Here is a 15715-nt window from a genome sequence, read left to right on the forward strand (position 1 = left end):
TGCAAAAGTGGCGGGAAACGGCCGGAACGGCAAGCCCGCGAAGAGCGAAAAGCTTGTTAAGCCAGTAGGAAACGGGTAATCCGAACTGGTGGCACATCCGCCCGGAGACGAATGAACATGAGAAACCGCGCCGGCTGGCTGGCTCTTTCCGTACTCGCAGTCGCGACGCTGCTGATGGTCTTCTTCGTGCTGCCCAGGATCTCCGACGAAGGCCAGCAAATCACCGACAAGATCAACGAAGCCGGCGAGACGGTCAAGGAGGCGGTGACCCAGAAACAGGAGACGGAGATCGGAAGCGCTGCACCGGCGACGGGCGCCTCGACCGACGTCGCCTCGGCGCCGCCGATTGCCACCCCTGCCGACGCCCCACAGCCGCCTGCCTCTGCTCCCGTCCCCGAGGCGGCATCGCAGGCACCCGCAACTTCCGCCGCACCCGCATTCGATGTCCTGCGTGTCGAGCCGAACGGGTCCACCGTGATCGCCGGCCGTGCTGAACCCGATGCGACGGTCGAGGTCGCAGCCGGCGACAAGATCATCGCCGCCATCAAGGCAGGCCCAAGCGGAGATTTCGCGATTGTGCTCGATCAGCCCTTGCCGGCCGGCGACCATCAACTGGTCCTGCGCGCGACCGGCAAGAATGGCGAGACGGTACTCTCCGATGAAACAGCGACCGTCTCGGTACCGGAAACCGAGGATGGCAAGCTGCTCGCCATGGTCACCAAGCCGGGCAAGGCCAGCCGCCTGATAAACGTTCCGGCAGCGGGCAACACGGATGCGGATTTAGCGTCCGTCGATACCGGCAACGCGTCGCCTGCATTTCCCGAACTGCCCGGCGCCGCCTCCGACCTCGTTGCTACGGCGCCACCGATCTCACCGACCCTTCCGGCCGCCGCGCCCGAATCGCCCCGTGCTCAGACTCCTGTGGCCGATATTCAGATCAGCGCCGTCGAGATCGAAGGCAGCCGCCTGTTCATCGCCGGTCGCGCCCCCTCCGGCGCTTCCCTTCTGGGTTTTGCCAACGACCAGACCGTCGGGCGGGCCAAGGCCACGAATGACGGCAACTTCGTCATCGAGGGTGTCATCGATCTGCCGGTCGGCAATCATACGATCGCGGTCGAACTGATGGACGGCGCAGGCAAGACCGCGCTTCGCGTCGAGGTTCCGTTCATCCGTCCGGCTGGTGCCCAGGTCGCGGCCGTAGCCGGGCAGAATGGCCCAGGCTCGGTCTCGGCGATCGATGACGGCGCTTTCGACAAACTTCGCAACGAAGCCGCACGGGCATTCGCCCTGCTGAAGGGACTCTATGAGAACGGAAGGCAGCCCTCCGCGGAAGAACTCGCCGCGGCACGGTCAGGCACCGTCATCGCGCTCAAGTCGCTATCCGAATACCGGCTGCCGGCCGGGGCAAGCGCGGATGCGCGCGACATAGTCGACCAAGCCGCAAGACAGGCCGGCGAGGCGCTAGCGGCGATCGATGGCCTTCCGGCTCAGCCAGAGGCTGTCGGAACTGCGCTTCCCGAGCTCGCTTCAACAATCGAAGCCGCCGTAGGACCGGTGATCGCCGAGAGTGGTGACATCGGTAACGGAGCCTCCGAACAGGCGGCGGCGACAGGCCCTAAGACCATTGAGCAGGCACCGCTGACGCAGGCGCGGAATTCCGTCATCATCCGCCGCGGCGACACGCTGTGGCAGATTTCACGGCGGGTCTACGGCCAGGGCGTCCGCTACACCACGATCTACCTCGCCAACCAGGACCAGATCAACAATCCGGACCTGATCGAGCCCGGCCAGATCTTCGGCGTGCCGGACGAGGCGCTCCCGGATGCGGAAGAACTGCACCGCAAGCGCCTGCAGAAGCAGCAGCGCTAACCCCCGACCTTGATATGTTCAAGGTCGGGACATTTCCTTTCCGGCCTTGCACAGACCCGCTCCCGGTCGCGTCCTCTTGCATCGCCTGTGCCCGCACCTTAAGTCCGCAACAGGCGGAAGCCGCCCTCCGGAGACTTAGATGGCAATAGCAAAGAAGACCGTTTCGGCGGATTCCAGCAATCCGCTTGGGACGCTGGTGAACCTGTGGCCCTATATGTGGCCACACGGGCGCGGCGACCTGAAACGCCGCGTGATCTGGGCAACCGTCTTCCTGTTTCTCGCCAAGCTCGTCCTGCTCGGGGTCCCCTACTTCTTCAAGTGGGCCACTGATGCACTGAATGGCAGACTTGACATGGCCGGTATACTGCCGGCCTTCCTTCTCGGCGCCGTCGTGCTGGTGATCGCCTACAACCTCACCCGCATATTCCAGGTGGGCCTCAACCAGTTGCGCGATGCGCTGTTCGCCAGCGTCGGCCAACATGCCGTGCGGCAGCTCGCCTACAAGACCTTCGTGCACATGCACAAGCTGTCGCTGCGCTTCCACCTGGAGCGCAAGACCGGCGGCCTGTCGCGCATCATCGAGCGCGGCACGAAGGGCATCGAGACCATCGTCCGCTTTACCATTCTCAACTCAGTGCCCACCTTCATCGAGTTCCTGCTGACCGCGGTGATCTTCTGGCTGAGCTACGGCTTCTCCTACGTCGCCATCACCGCCGTGACAGTGTGGGCCTATGTCTGGTTCACGGTGCGGGCGAGCGATTGGCGCATCGCTATCCGCCGGTCGATGAACGACAGCGACACGGACGCCAATACCAAGGCAATCGATTCGCTCCTCAACTTCGAGACCGTGAAGTATTTCGGCAACGAGGAGATGGAAGCACGGCGCTTCGATGCCTCCATGGCGCGCTACGAGAAGTCGGCAACACAGGTCTGGACCTCGCTTGGCTGGCTCAACTTCGGCCAGGGCGTCATCTTCGGCCTCGGCATGACGGTGATGATGGTGATGTCTGCCATGGCCGTCCAGCGGGGCGAGCAGACCATCGGCGATTTCGTCTTTGTCAATGCACTGCTGCTGCAGCTTTCCGTGCCGCTCAACTTCATTGGCTTCGTCTACCGCGAAATCCGCCAGGGGCTGACAGATATCGAGCAGATGTTCGACCTCCTGGAGGTCGAGGCGGAAGTGGTCGACAAGCCGGACGCCCAGCCGTTGCAGATCCGCCAGGGTGCCCTCGCCTTCCGCGACGTCCACTTTTCCTATGATCCGGAACGGCCGATCCTCAAGGGCATCTCGTTCGAGGTGCCGGCCGGAAAGACGGTCGCGATCGTCGGGCCCTCGGGTGCCGGCAAGTCGACGATCTCGCGCCTGCTCTACCGCTTCTACGACGTCCAGGCGGGCGCCATCACCATCGATGGTCAGGACATCCGCGGAGTGACCCAGAAGTCGCTTCGGGCTGTGATCGGGATGGTGCCGCAGGATACGGTCCTCTTCAACGACACCATCGCCTACAACATCCGCTACGGCCGCCCGGGGGCAACCGAGGATGAGGTCACCGCCGCTGCCGAGGTGGCGCAAATCGGGACGTTCATCGAGAGCCTGCCGCATGGGTACGACACGATGGTCGGCGAACGGGGACTGAAGCTTTCGGGCGGCGAAAAGCAGCGCGTGGCAATTGCCCGGACGATCCTCAAGGCTCCGCCGATCCTCATCCTCGACGAGGCGACTTCCGCGCTGGATACCACGACGGAGCATGAGATACAGGCGGCGCTGGACGTCGTGTCGAAGAACCGGACGACGCTGGTGATCGCCCACAGGCTGTCCACGGTCATCAATGCCGATGAGATCATCGTGCTACGCGACGGCGGCATAGCCGAACGCGGCACCCATGCAGACCTGCTCGCCCAGGACGGTCTCTATGCCTCCATGTGGAACCGCCAGCGTGAGGCAACGCAGGCCGAAGAACAGCTGAGGAAGGTCCGGGAGAGCGACGACATGGGCGTTATCGCTCGCGGCGCTCCCGCGGCAGAATGAAGGGCCGGATAGGATGAGATATTCGACCAAGCGGATGATGATTGCCGGCGCCGTCGCGCTTGCCTATGCGCTCGTGCTGATCTTCTACGGTTCGCCGCTGCTGGCGCTCACGACCTGGCTTGGATGGGTCGATCCACAATGAGGGCCATGCAGGCGCATCCGATACGCAGATCCATGTCCCCGGTGGATGCGGCGGAACCGCATTGCCCCCCAAACTGTTTGCCTGTAGTCAGCGAAAGCTGACATCTTGAGGAGATCCGGGTTGATCAATCTGTTCGACACCATTCGCAATACGCTCGTGCCGATCCATAAGGAAGGCTACGTTTTCGTTGCGGCTTTCTTCATCGCATCGCTGATCCTCGGCTGGATTGCCGAGCCGCTGTTCTGGATCGGCCTCGTGCTGACGCTCTGGTGCGCCTATTTCTTCCGTGACCCCGAACGCGTCGTGCCGCAGGATGACGATCTCGTTCTGAGTCCCGCAGACGGCCGCGTCTCGTCCGTCCAGATGGTGGTGCCGCCAGCTGAACTCAATCTCGGCAGCGAGCCGATGCTGCGCATTTCCGTTTTCATGAACGTCTTCGACTGCCACATCAACCGCTCCCCCATGCGCGGACAGGTGACGGAGATCCAGTATCGGGCGGGCCAATTCATCAATGCCGAACTTGACAAGGCGAGCGAAGACAACGAGCGCAACGGGATGGTCATCGAGACGCATCACGGCAAGATCGGCGTCGTGCAGATCGCCGGCCTCGTCGCGCGCCGCATCGTCTGCTGGGTGAAGCCCACCGAGCCACTGAATGCCGGCGAACGCTTCGGGCTCATCCGCTTCGGCTCCCGTCTCGATGTCCTGCTGCCGGCGACGGCGCAGCCGCGTGTTTCCGTCGGCCAGATGACTTATGGTGGCGAGACCGTCATTGCCGAATTCGGCTCGATCAAGGGTCCGACCATCAGCCGCCGCAGCTAAAGCAAGAGGAGAGCGCATGGAGAACCCCGTTTCCCCGCCAGAGACACCGCGGTCCGACACGAGCGGACGGGGCCCCCGGCTGCGGGAAATACCCGTGCGGCTGATGGTGCCGAACCTCATCACGGTTCTTGCCATCTGCGCCGGGTTGACCGGAATCCGGCTCGGCTTCGAGGGACGCTATGAACTGGCGGTGGCGATGGTGCTGCTCGCGGCCTTCCTCGACGGCATCGACGGGCGGGTCGCGCGGCTTCTCAAGGCTAGTTCCCGCTTCGGCGTGCAGATGGACTCGCTCGCCGACATCATTAACTTCGGCGTCGCACCGGCGCTTGTCTCCTATGCTTTCCTGCTCGACCATGCCCGCTCCTTCGGATGGATCGCAGCCCTCATCTACGCGATTGCCGCGGGGCTTCGGCTCGCGCGTTTCAACGTCATGGAAGAGCGTCAGGAAAAGGCGGCCTGGCAGTCGGAATTCTTCGTCGGCGTGCCCGCCCCACTGGGTGCGGTGCTGGTGCTGCTGCCGGTCTACCTGGGTTTCCTCGGTGTGGATCCCTCCCCGGTATTCGTCTACGGCAGCGTCGCCTACACGATCCTGATCGGCTACCTGCTTGTCAGTCGCCTGCCGGTCTGGTCGGGCAAATCCCAGACGAAGGTGCGCCGAGACCTGATGTTTCCCATCCTTCTGGTGGTCGTCCTCTATGTCGCACTGCTGATGAGCTACACATGGCAGGTGCTCGTCGTCAGCGTCCTCGCCTACCTCGCCTTCCTGCCGTTCAGCGCGCGGCTTTGGCAGCGACGGTACGGAACGTTGACGATCGAGGACGACAACGCATCCGTCTGAGGCACTGCGGCAGGTTTGCATCAGTTTCGCTTCAAGGTGCGACCAAAGCGAGCAGGTGAAAGGTTGCCTGCCGTTACGCCACTATTCCGCCGAGTTTGAAGACAAGATCCTCTGCCGCAAGACCAGATCGCATGGCGAGGAGACCACCATGAGCAAAGACCCCGTTACCGCCCCTAAACCTGAGCAGACGCCTCCCTTTCGCCCGCTGGCCCTGAAGGCGGTTGTCGCCGCAGCGCTAATGCTGAAGCCGAAGAAGGTCCTGAAGCCTGCCGGCTGATCAGGCATATTTGACCAGGCTGACGATCAGCCCGATCGACAATAGGCTCATCACGAGTCCGATCAGAACATCCAGGACCCGCCATGCGGCGGGTCTGGCAAACAGCGGCGCAAGAAGGCGGGCGCCGTAGCCCAGGGCGAAGAACCAGACGAAGGAAGAGACGACGGCTCCCGCGCCATAGGCCGCACGTTCGGATCCTTCGAAAGCGGCAGACAGGCTTCCCAGCAGAACCACAGTATCCAGATAAACGTGCGGATTGAGGAAGGTGAAGGCCAGGCAGGTCGCCACCGCTGTCTTCAGCGGCAGTCCTTCCGGCGTACCCGCCGCCATGGCCGTCGGCCGCAAGGCACGGCGAAATGCCATGAAGGCATAAGTGGCAAGGAAAACCGCACCGCCAACCGTGACGACCATGATCAGCGTTGGCGATTGCGCCACGATCGTCCCCACCCCGGCAACGCCCGCGGCAATGAGCAAGGCATCAGAGAGCGCGCAGATCAGGCACAGGATGAAGACGTGGCTGCGGATCAGGCCCTGCCGGAGGATGAAGGCATTCTGCGCGCCAATGGCGATGATGAGCGAGGCGCCGAGCGCGAAGCCCGAGAGTGCTGCGGAGAGCATGGAAGACGTCCAAGTTTCAGGATTGAATCAGAAGAGCGACATCTGGGCTGTAGCCTTGGGAGGCGGGTCCTGGGGTTCCGCCAGGATGATCGGCTTCTGGAGTTCCGGACCCATGTTGGCGACCTTGTTGACAAGATCGGAGACCGGAAGGGCTTCGAAGAAGTCGTCCGGCGCAGGCTGCATCAGGTCGGCCACCTCCCTCGGCTCCTGCGTCTTGCAGTCGAGCCAGCGCGAGAAATCGTCCGGCTGAATAACGACCGGCATGCGATCATGAATGCCCGCAATGGCTGCGTTTGCCTTTGTTGTCAGGATCGCGGCCGTGTCGAGTTCGGACCCGTCCGCCGATGCATAGGTCTCCATCAGCCCACCGAACGCCACGAGTCCACCCTTGCGCGGGCGAATCCAATACGGCTGCGCCGGCAGCCCCGTTTCCTTGGCTGGCCGACGCCATTCATAAAATCCCGAGGCAGGAACGAGGATGCGCCGGTGGCGCATGGCGCCGCGGAACGATGCCTTTTCCTGGGCAGTTTCCGCGCGGGCGTTGATCAGCAGGGGAAAGTTGCGGACATCCTTCACCCAGCCCGGAATGAACCCCCAGCGCGCCAGGAGCGCACGTCGCGGCGGCAGGTTGCTGCCCGGCTCGTGATGGTCCTCCGCGGCAACAACGAGAATCGGCTGCGTCGGCGCGATGTTGAAGCGTGCCGGGAAGTCTTCAATGTCGATGACGCTCAGGAAGTGCAGAATATCTTCCGGCGTCGCGGTCAGCGCATAGCGTCCACACATGCAATTGTCATCGCACCACCCTCGCAAGCGGTCAAGGAAGGCTCAGGCCCGGGGGCCGAACAGGATGAGGGTTGCTCCGGCGAGGCATACAAGGCCGCCGGAAACGTCCCAGCGATCCGGGAGACGCCCTTCGACCAGCCAAAGCCACAGAATGGAGGCGACGATATAGATGCCGCCATAGGCGGCGTAGGTTCGGCCGGCGGCCTCGCTCGGCACAAGCGCGAGGGCTGCTGCGAAGACAGCAAGCGACATCATGCCCGGCACCAGCCACCACACCGGCTTGTCCAGCCGCCACCAGGCCCAGAAGGCGAAGCAGCCGGCGATCTCGGCAAGCGCTGCTACGGAAAAGAGAAGATATGCCTTCATCAATGTCTGGTCCTCTCCGTTCCCGTTTCCCGCGATTCGTTCTACCCTACGGACGATCAGGGACCAACTTCGCATGACAGCATCTCCGGCGCCGCCCGCCCTTGCCTCCTCCGCCATCCTGGAACGAAATGGCCGCTTCCTGCTGATCCGCCGGCGCAATCCGCCAGCAGCGGACATGTTCGCCTTTCCAGGCGGTCGCGCCGAGGAGGGCGAAAGCCCGGAGCAGACGGCGCTTCGAGAATTCTTCGAGGAGACCGGCATCGAAGCGCGCGACCCTGTGCTCTTCGCCACCTACGACCTCAAGACCGAGAATGCGAATGGCATGATCGAGACGCATTTCCTGCTGTCGGTCTTCCGAGTTAGTGCTGACGCATCATCGGAAGCCATTGCCGGGGATGATGCCGCTGACCAGGGCTGGTATACGCTGGAGGAGATTCGGGCGCTTCCGGTGCCGGCAAGCGTGCTTGATTGCATCGAGAAGCTAACCACGGAACCCGGCTGAGCCGAGCCACAGCGAGAGAAACCATGCCATCAAGACTGCTAGCCGGCGCGACACTCCTGAGCCTGATTGCGTTCGCCGTTCCGCCGCTGGCGGCGCAGGAGGCCGTCCCTCCCCCAGCCACGCCCGGGCCCGCGACCGCGCCCGCTCAGGAAGACAAGCCGGCACCTTACGACCAGCAGCTTTCGCGGCTCGCCGAGATCCTCGGTTCCCTGCACTACCTTCGGACACTTTGCGGGGAGACTTCGGATGACTGGCGAACCGCGATGCAGGATCTGCTGAATGCAGATACCGAAAGCGAGCCGAAACGGCGCGAGCGCCTTACGGCTGCCTTCAATCGCGGCTACCGTTCCTTCGCCGCCGTTCATACCACATGCACGGACGCGGCACGGACGGCAGAAGAGCGCCACCGTAACGAAGGCGCAACACTCGCCGGAGAAATTGCCGCCAGATTCGGAAATTAGGGTATTATTTACCTCCTTCGCCAGCAGACCGTGTCGTTTTGGTAAAAGGCTGCTAGAGTCCTTAACGACGAAGTAACCCACGGGTCACCGAGGAAGACATGATGCAGACAGGCCGCAACGAAATCGACGACATGATTGTCCATGAGAAGATGCAGGTTGCGCTGGAGTACCAGAACGAGGCCTGGGCGGACGGAATGGCGGACGGCATCGAGCCCGAGATCATTGCCGATGCCGCTTTCGCGCTCGCCATGCGCGAGACGATCCGCATCCACGGCGAAATGGGCGCCGAAGCCATGCTGGAGACCCTTCGCGAGCGGATGCTGGCGGGCGAATTCTCTCCGGAACGCAGTCTTCAATAAAGCGCAGGGCGTTCCGATGCACCAGGCACCGGGAAGCTTCGAAAAATGCCTTGCCGCCGGCAGAATTGCGCTCGGTGCGCTGCTGGTTGTTGCTCTTTTCCCCGTCTCCACGGTCGCACTTTCCGAATTCGGTTCCAATCGCGGGCAGGATAGCCGGGAGCAAGCGGTCGAAGAGAGCGAGGATGTGGCTCCGGGCCTGCCTCTTCCCGAGCCCCTGATCAACCGGTCTGTACCGCGCAACGACGGCGCACAGGAAGTCGTGACGCCGGAGGCAGGCGACCCCGTCGCCGCCGGGATCATCCTTGATCCTACACTCCTGCCGGAACCGGTTCGCCGAATGCGCGAACTGCTGGTCGAGGCCGCGGCTTCCGGAGACGTCGAGCGACTGCGGCCGCTGACGACCGGTCCTCGGCAGACGATCATCAACGGCGACATCAGCGACCCCATCGACGCGTTGCGAAGCTATTCCGGCGATCCGGAAGGCCTGGAGATCCTCGCAATTCTCCTCGACATCCTGTCGAGCGGAGCGGTCCGGATGGATGCCGGCACGGAGGAGGAAGCCTATGTGTGGCCGTACTTTGCCGGAAAGCCGCTGGCATCCCTGACGCCGCCGGAGCGGGTGGAATTGCTGCGGATTGTGACTGCTGGCGACCTGATGGGAATGGAGGAAGGCGGCAACTACAACTTCTACCGCCTGGCGATCACGCCCGACGGAGAATGGAAGTCCCTCACCGGCGGCGACTGATCTAGCCCTCCTGCGGTCTTGCCCGATCCGGCCTGAACGCCTAACTCTTGGGTCTGACAATCCGAGATTTTTGACATGCCAGCGGCCCATCTTCCCGAGCGACGCTTCCTCCGCATTTCCGGCCAGGAGGCAGAGCACTTCCTGCAGAACCTCATCACGACCGACATCGTCTCCTTGCCGGACGGGGTCGCGAAACCCGGGGCGCTGCTGACGCCACAGGGCAAGATCCTGTTCGACTTCATCATCTGGCGGGATGGCGACGGCTTCCTCATCGAAACGGAGGCCGTGCAGCAGGACGCGCTCGTGCGTCGGCTGACCATGTACAAGCTGCGGGCCGCCGTCGAGATTGCAGTCCTGGAGCAGCAGGGAGCGACCGTCGTCTGGGGAGAGGATGAAGTGGCGGGCGGCGTTGCCGACTCGCGCTTCGATCACGCCGGCATCGCGCTCACGCGTATGCCAGGGTTGGTTGACACAGGTTTCTTCGACGGAGACTACGAGGCGCTGAGGGTGAAGGCTGGTGTCGCCGCTTCGGGCGTGGACTACGCACTCCAGGACGCATTTCCGCATGATATCCTGATGGACCTCAACGGCGGACTTTCGTTCCGCAAGGGCTGCTATGTTGGCCAGGAGGTCGTGTCCCGCATGCAGCATCGAGGCACTGCGCGACGCCGCCTTGTGCAGATTGCGGCTGACGACCTGCTTCCACCGACGGGAACGGAGATCATCGCCGGAGGAAAGCCCGCCGGCACGCTCGGCACGGGATGCGGGCGCGCTGGCCTTGCCATCCTTCGAACAGATCGCGTCGGCGCGGCGATCGCCGCCGGTACGCCGGTTCTGGCAGGCGCAACGCCGGTGACCGTGCGGCTTCCCGCCTGGAGCGGGCTGGCCTTCCCCTCCGATGAGCAAGAGGCCGGCTCGTGAGCGGCACCAGATCGCCCCGCGCCTGGCAGCGGATGCTGTCCGGCCGACGCCTCGACCTGCTCGACCCCTCGCCGCTCGATGTCGAGATCTCCGATATCGCCCACGGGCTTGCCCGCGTTGCCCGATGGAACGGCCAGACCCGCGGCGACCACGCCTTTTCCGTCGCCCAGCACTGCCTGGTCGTGGAGGAGGTGTTCCGGCGATGCACGGACAGTGACTGCCAGAACCTGATGATGGCTTTGCTGCACGACGCGCCGGAATATGTGATCGGCGACATGATCTCGCCGTTCAAATCGGTAGTCGGGGGCGGCTACAAGACCGTCGAGCACCGGCTCGAGGCGGCGATACACCTGCGGTTCGGACTACCGGCGCATCCCGGCCAGGAGTTGAAGACACAGATCAAGAAGGCCGACACCGTCGCCGCCTTTTTCGAAGCGACGGAACTTGCAGGTTTTTCGGTCGAGGAAGCACGGAAATTCTTTGGCCAGCCACGCGGCATTACGCGGGACATGCTGATGCTGGAGCCCATGCCGGCCCTGGAAGCACAGTCTCGTTTTCTGAAGCGATTCGCTGAACTGGATGCCGAGCGCCTGTCGGAGGTCTGCGCTTGAGCGGGATCGTCGTCTGCCCACTCGCCAGCATAGCCGAGCTCTCGGCACGCCACGGGGCGACGCATCTGGTCAGCCTCATGGCGGAGAAGCATGACTTCCACCGCCCCGGTCTCATTTCTGCGGAACGTCACCTCGTTCTCCGGATGAACGACATCGCCTTCGCCGGCACGGGCGACCTGGTGGCGCCGGCCGAGGAGCATGTTGCGCAGTTGATCGACTTCGCACGCCAGTGGGACCGGGCATCGCCCATGGTGATCCACTGCTGGATGGGCGTTTCCCGTTCACCCGCCGCCGCGGTGATCGCCTCGCTCGCCGTTGATCCGGACGAGGACGACGTCGAACTGGCAGCTCGGCTCCGCCAGGTCGCGCCGCACGCGACGCCAAACCCGCGTCTGATCGAATTCGGCGATCGGCTTCTCGGACGTAATGGCCGGCTGATCGCGGCGATCAAGAGGATCGGCCGCGGCGCCGAGACCGACGGGCGAGCATCCTTCCTCCTGCCGTTGCGGAGCTAGACTGCCTCCCTAGCCACACGCTTCCTTGACCTCCCCGGCACCCGCACCAATTAGGGCCGGGGCCGTGAAAGGGAGCAATCAATCCATGGACCAAGCATCCGACTTCGTCGTAGCGACCCGGGCTGCGCTGGCGCAACTCTCGGCACTGGCGGTGCAATATTCCTTCTCGATCCTCGGCGCGATCATTCTGCTCGCGATCGGATGGATCGCTTCGGGCGTTCTCAGCCGCTGGGCCTATCGCGGGTTGTCCAGCATTCACGGCATCGATGCCACGCTTGCGCAGTTCTTCTCCAACGTCATTCGCTATGCGATCCTGGTCATCGTCTTCGTGATGGTGCTCGGCCAGTTCGGCGTCCAGACGGCATCCATTCTGGCCGCACTGGGCGCGATTGGTCTGGCGATCGGATTGGCCCTGCAAGGCACACTGCAGAACATTGCCGCGGGTATCATGCTTCTTGTGCTGCGGCCGTTCCGGGTCGGGGAATATATCGATACGGGAAGCATCAATGGTATCGTGCAGGACATCGGGCTGTTTGCCACCGAGCTGAAGACATATGACGGGCTCTACCGCCTCGCGCCCAACTCGCTGCTCTGGAACGTGCCGGTAACGAACTACAGCCGCCTTTCCACCCGCATGCATGATTTCAAGGTGGGGATCGCCTACGAGGACGACATCGACAAAGCGATCGGCATCATGCTGCAGATTGCAAAAGGCGACGAGCGCGTCCTCGACAATCCTGCGCCGGCCGCCTTTGTCATGGACCTCGGCGACAGTGCCGTCGTGCTGGCCATGCGCTACTGGGCCAATAGCTCCGTCTGGTGGGCGACCAGCCGCGACATCACGAAAGCGGTCAAGGAAGCCTTCGACCAGCAAGGAATCACCATTCCTTATCCGCAGGTCACCTACCGTGCCCCGGCCGACGAAGAGCAGCCGCCGCTGCTGCAGCTATCGGAACAGGCCCCTCAGACGCGCAACTGATAGGACAGGGCCCGGAGGAGACATTCCGGGCCTCCTCACGTCTCAGTGCGACATGGTGGAGCGGTGCGCCCAACCGGTCATCCGCTTCTCGATCCAGGCCATCAGCGCGTACATGGCGATGCCTTCGACCGCGAGCGCCAGGAGCCCCGCGAATACGAGGGGCACGTTGAACTGGCTCTGCGCCGAGCTCATCATGTTGCCGAGGCCGTAGTTCGCAGCCACCGTCTCGCTCAGCACCGAGCCGACGAAGGCAAGCGTGATGGCGATCTTCAGCGAGCCGAAGAAGTAGGGCATGGACCGAGGTATGCCGACCTTCAGCATGATGTCCATCTTGCGTGCACCCAGCGCCCGCAGCACGTCTTCCGTCTCTGGTTCGATGGTGGCCAGCCCGGTCGCGACGTTGACAACGATGGGGAAGAAGGAGATCAGGAAGGCGGTGATGACCGCCGGGATCGTGCCGATCCCGAACCAGATGACGAGAATCGGGACGACCGCGACCTTCGGGATGGCATTGAAGCCGATCATCAGTGGGTAGAGACCGGCGTAGATCGTCTTCGACCAGCCGATGAAGAGGCCGAGCGCCAGCCCGCCAACGACTGCAAGGCCAAAACCGAGCGTGGTCGTAAACAGCGTCTGCAGCGAGTTCTTCCAGATTGCCGACCAGTACTGCACAACCGCCTGGAAGACGCGGCTCGGCGCGGGCAGCACCGTCACCGGCGTATCAAGGAGGATCACCAGCAGTTCCCAGCCCAGGAAGAGGCCGAGCGTGTAGAGCCAGGGGGCAGCACGCACCCAGTTGATGCGCATGGGCATCACCTTTGGGCCGGTCGACGGAGGGGTGGTCTCGGTTACAATCGTCATGCCGCGACCCTCGCATTGGCGATCTCGCCGTGCAGCTCATGCACGAGATCGGTGAAGCGTACCTCGTACATGACCTCAAGATCGCGCGGACGCTCAAAGGGGACCTGGTGCTCCCGCAGGATGCGGCCTGGGCGCGCGCTCATCACGAAGATCTTGTCGGCGAGGAAGGCCGCTTCACGCAGGTCATGGGTGACGAGCACGATGGTGACACCCTGGGCCGCGTGAAGGTCGCGGATCACGCACCAGAGTTCCTCGCGGGTAAAGGCATCAAGCGCTCCGAAGGGCTCGTCGAGCATCAGGAGTTCCGGCTCGTGGATCAGCGCACGACAGAGGTTGGCGCGTTGCTGCATGCCGCCGGACAACTGCCAAGGAAACTTTGAGCCGAAGCCCTTGAGGCCTACAAGTTCCAGGAGATGCTCCGCCTTGGCGACGTACTCCTTCTTGTTTGCCCGCAAGCGATGGCGGTGCTTCTCGACGATCTCCAGCGGCAGGAGGATGTTCTCCAGCGTGGTGCGCCAGGGCAGCATGGTCGGGTTCTGGAACGCCATTCCGACGATGGAAACCGGCTTCGTCACCTGCTGACCGGCAACGATCACTGTGCCCTTCTGCGGTATATGCAGGCCGGTGACCAGCTTCATCAGGGTCGACTTGCCACAGCCGGAGGGACCGACGACGGCGGCGAACTCACCCTTGGCAACGCGCATCGTGAGGCCGGACACGGCGAGCGTGCCGTCCGCCCCGCCATAGCGCATGTCGACGTCGTCGATGGATACGAGATGGGACATTGTCTTCTTCTTTTCGTCAGGGCGCTTGGGCGCCTCTTGCCCGCCGTAGTCTGACACTTCCCCCGCAAGACCGGGGGAAGGTCACCGTGATCGATCCGGAGCGTCTCTTACGGCAGCATCCGCTCTTCCTTGGCAGGCAGGAAGCTTGGGTCGAAGACCTGATCCGCCTTTACATTGCCCTTCAGACCCATCGAGACCTTGAGGGTCTCGATCGAGGCTCCGAGGCGCTCCATGTCGACATCGCCGAAGCCATTTTCGACCACATAGGGCGTCTTGATGTTCATGGCGTTCGCCATGTTGAGGCGCTCGACCTCGATGTCGGTATTGAGCGTCTCGTTGCGCTCGAGGACTGCGGCTACCCCTTCCTCGGGGTTGGCGACGGCATCGGCAAATCCCTTGGCCAGCGCCCTCAGGAAGCCCTTCACCGCCTCAGGGTTTTCCGCGGCGAAGTCGGTGTTAACCAGTATGGCGTTGCCATAGAGATTGAGGCCATTCTCGGCCATCAGGATGGTGGCGATGTCGTCGTCGCCGATCCCCTGCGCCTTGAGGTTGAGGATCACCGAGAAGGCGAAGCCGAAGACCGCATCTACGTCGCCCTTGGCGAGCATCGGCTCGCGAACCGGGAAGCCAATCGACTCGATGGTGATGTTGCTCTCGTCGATGCCAGCCGCTTGCGTGAACGCCTTCCACTGGGCAAATGCGCCATCCGGCGGCGGGGCGCCGAGCTTCTTGCCCTCGAGCGACTTTGGATCTTCGGTGACGCCGAGCGACTTGCGGCCGACGACCGCAAACGTTGGACGCTCATAGACCATCATGACGGCCTTGACCTTCTGGGACGGGTCCTCGTCGAGGAACTTGATCAGCGAATTGATGTCGCCGAAACCCATTTGGTAGGTGCCGGTGGCGACGCGCGGGATTGCCTCAACCGAGCCGTTGCCGGTGTCGATGGTGACGTCGAGCCCTTCCTCCTTGAAGTATCCCTTATCGGCGGCAAGCAGGAAACCTGCAGCCGGCCCCTCAAACTTCCAGTCGAGCGTGAACTTGATGGCGGTCTCTGCCAGAGCGCCTGACGGCAGACCGAGGCCGACGGCAACGGCTGCCGCAGCTGTGAGCTTGATGAAGTATCGACGCGTGAACATTGTTATTGTCGTTCCCCTGCTGGTTTTTGATGCCCCATTCAAACCAGCAAGAGGGACGGTGCGCAAGCGATATCTGCCTAGAAATTCACCAAA

At 63.0% G+C, this 15715-nt stretch carries 20 protein-coding genes; 14 read left to right on the forward strand and 6 right to left on the reverse strand.

The window, feature by feature from the left end:
• Positions 1 to 117 precede the first annotated feature (117 nt).
• The 6 genes from ACEPP2_RS12475 to ACEPP2_RS12500 all read left to right on the forward strand — a co-directional run bounded on the left by ACEPP2_RS12475 (position 118) and on the right by ACEPP2_RS12500 (position 5977).
• Positions 118 to 1869 (forward strand): Ig-like domain-containing protein, encoded by a 1752-nt coding sequence (locus ACEPP2_RS12475; RefSeq protein ID WP_395516787.1) that lies wholly within the window; start codon positions 118 to 120, stop codon positions 1867 to 1869.
• A 139-nt stretch (positions 1870 to 2008) separates the two neighbouring features.
• Positions 2009 to 3898, forward strand: a complete 1890-nt coding sequence (locus tag ACEPP2_RS12480; RefSeq protein WP_142586903.1) for an ABCB family ABC transporter ATP-binding protein/permease — start codon at positions 2009 to 2011, stop codon at positions 3896 to 3898.
• A gap of 13 nt (positions 3899 to 3911) precedes the next feature.
• The gene (locus tag ACEPP2_RS12485) at positions 3912 to 4040 is read left to right on the forward strand and encodes a hypothetical protein (protein WP_268877001.1); all 129 of its coding nucleotides are present in this window, start codon (positions 3912 to 3914) and stop codon (positions 4038 to 4040) included.
• Between the two features lie 123 nt (positions 4041 to 4163).
• Positions 4164 to 4862 carry a phosphatidylserine decarboxylase gene (locus ACEPP2_RS12490; protein WP_077547869.1) on the forward strand — a complete coding sequence of 233 codons (699 nt, stop codon included), beginning with the start codon at positions 4164 to 4166 and terminating at the stop codon, positions 4860 to 4862.
• Between the two features lie 16 nt (positions 4863 to 4878).
• A complete protein-coding gene (pssA, locus tag ACEPP2_RS12495) occupies positions 4879 to 5700 on the forward strand; it encodes a CDP-diacylglycerol--serine O-phosphatidyltransferase (RefSeq protein WP_395516788.1) in 822 nt (273 codons plus the stop codon).
• Between the two features lie 148 nt (positions 5701 to 5848).
• On the forward strand, positions 5849 to 5977 hold the full coding sequence (locus tag ACEPP2_RS12500; protein ID WP_280514316.1) for a hypothetical protein: 129 nt from the start codon (positions 5849 to 5851) through the stop codon (positions 5975 to 5977).
• Here ACEPP2_RS12500 and ACEPP2_RS12505 read toward each other — a convergent pair whose 3' ends face one another.
• From ACEPP2_RS12505 to ACEPP2_RS12515, 3 genes are read right to left on the reverse strand one after another with little or no spacing between them, the layout of a single operon-like run.
• Positions 5978 to 6595, reverse strand: coding sequence for a LysE/ArgO family amino acid transporter (locus tag ACEPP2_RS12505; protein WP_395516789.1), 618 nt, complete (start codon positions 6593 to 6595; stop codon positions 5978 to 5980). It lies immediately after the preceding gene.
• A 27-nt stretch (positions 6596 to 6622) separates the two neighbouring features.
• Positions 6623 to 7378, reverse strand: coding sequence for an SOS response-associated peptidase (locus tag ACEPP2_RS12510; RefSeq protein ID WP_395516790.1), 756 nt, complete (start codon positions 7376 to 7378; stop codon positions 6623 to 6625).
• Positions 7379 to 7420: 42 nt separating this feature from the next.
• The gene (locus ACEPP2_RS12515; protein ID WP_152340544.1) at positions 7421 to 7744 is read right to left on the reverse strand and encodes a YnfA family protein; all 324 of its coding nucleotides are present in this window, start codon (positions 7742 to 7744) and stop codon (positions 7421 to 7423) included.
• Between the two features lie 73 nt (positions 7745 to 7817).
• Between ACEPP2_RS12515 and ACEPP2_RS12520 the strand changes: the two genes are divergently transcribed.
• The 8 genes from ACEPP2_RS12520 (at position 7818) to ACEPP2_RS12555 (ending at position 12837) form a co-directional block, all read left to right on the forward strand.
• A complete protein-coding gene (locus tag ACEPP2_RS12520) occupies positions 7818 to 8246 on the forward strand; it encodes an NUDIX hydrolase (RefSeq protein WP_395516791.1) in 429 nt (142 codons plus the stop codon).
• Positions 8247 to 8269: 23 nt separating this feature from the next.
• On the forward strand, positions 8270 to 8707 hold the full coding sequence (locus ACEPP2_RS12525) for a TIGR02301 family protein (RefSeq protein ID WP_395516792.1): 438 nt from the start codon (positions 8270 to 8272) through the stop codon (positions 8705 to 8707).
• A 101-nt stretch (positions 8708 to 8808) separates the two neighbouring features.
• On the forward strand, positions 8809 to 9066 hold the full coding sequence (locus tag ACEPP2_RS12530) for a hypothetical protein (RefSeq protein ID WP_052637754.1): 258 nt from the start codon (positions 8809 to 8811) through the stop codon (positions 9064 to 9066).
• A 16-nt stretch (positions 9067 to 9082) separates the two neighbouring features.
• Positions 9083 to 9811 carry a hypothetical protein gene (locus ACEPP2_RS12535; RefSeq protein WP_395516793.1) on the forward strand — a complete coding sequence of 243 codons (729 nt, stop codon included), beginning with the start codon at positions 9083 to 9085 and terminating at the stop codon, positions 9809 to 9811.
• 75 nt (positions 9812 to 9886) lie between these two features.
• Complete coding sequence (ygfZ, locus tag ACEPP2_RS12540; protein WP_077547031.1) at positions 9887 to 10732, forward strand: CAF17-like 4Fe-4S cluster assembly/insertion protein YgfZ; 846 nt, start codon at positions 9887 to 9889, stop codon at positions 10730 to 10732.
• A gap of 32 nt (positions 10733 to 10764) precedes the next feature.
• Entirely contained in the window at positions 10765 to 11343 is a 579-nt protein-coding gene (locus ACEPP2_RS12545; protein ID WP_077547030.1) for a YfbR-like 5'-deoxynucleotidase, read from the forward strand.
• Positions 11340 to 11858: a tyrosine phosphatase family protein gene (locus ACEPP2_RS12550; RefSeq protein ID WP_077547029.1), complete on the forward strand. Its 519-nt coding sequence runs from the start codon at positions 11340 to 11342 to the stop codon at positions 11856 to 11858. The genes ACEPP2_RS12545 and ACEPP2_RS12550 overlap by 4 nt, the downstream gene beginning before the upstream one ends.
• A gap of 85 nt (positions 11859 to 11943) precedes the next feature.
• Positions 11944 to 12837 carry a mechanosensitive ion channel family protein gene (locus ACEPP2_RS12555; protein WP_142586893.1) on the forward strand — a complete coding sequence of 298 codons (894 nt, stop codon included), beginning with the start codon at positions 11944 to 11946 and terminating at the stop codon, positions 12835 to 12837.
• 42 nt (positions 12838 to 12879) lie between these two features.
• Here the strand turns inward: ACEPP2_RS12555 and ACEPP2_RS12560 are convergent, their stop codons facing one another.
• The 3 genes from ACEPP2_RS12560 to ACEPP2_RS12570 form a co-directional block, all read right to left on the reverse strand.
• A complete protein-coding gene (locus ACEPP2_RS12560) occupies positions 12880 to 13698 on the reverse strand; it encodes an ABC transporter permease (RefSeq protein ID WP_395516794.1) in 819 nt (272 codons plus the stop codon).
• A complete protein-coding gene (locus ACEPP2_RS12565; RefSeq protein ID WP_395516795.1) occupies positions 13695 to 14483 on the reverse strand; it encodes an ABC transporter ATP-binding protein in 789 nt (262 codons plus the stop codon). Before ACEPP2_RS12565 ends, ACEPP2_RS12560 begins: the two co-directional genes overlap by 4 nt.
• Positions 14484 to 14590: 107 nt before the next feature.
• Positions 14591 to 15622: an ABC transporter substrate-binding protein gene (locus ACEPP2_RS12570; protein WP_395516796.1), complete on the reverse strand. Its 1032-nt coding sequence runs from the start codon at positions 15620 to 15622 to the stop codon at positions 14591 to 14593.
• Positions 15623 to 15715 lie beyond the last annotated feature (93 nt).

It is taken from the genome of Pseudorhizobium flavum (genome assembly GCF_044142885.1).
Taxonomy (GTDB): Bacteria; Pseudomonadota; Alphaproteobacteria; order Rhizobiales; family Rhizobiaceae; genus Neorhizobium; species Neorhizobium flavum.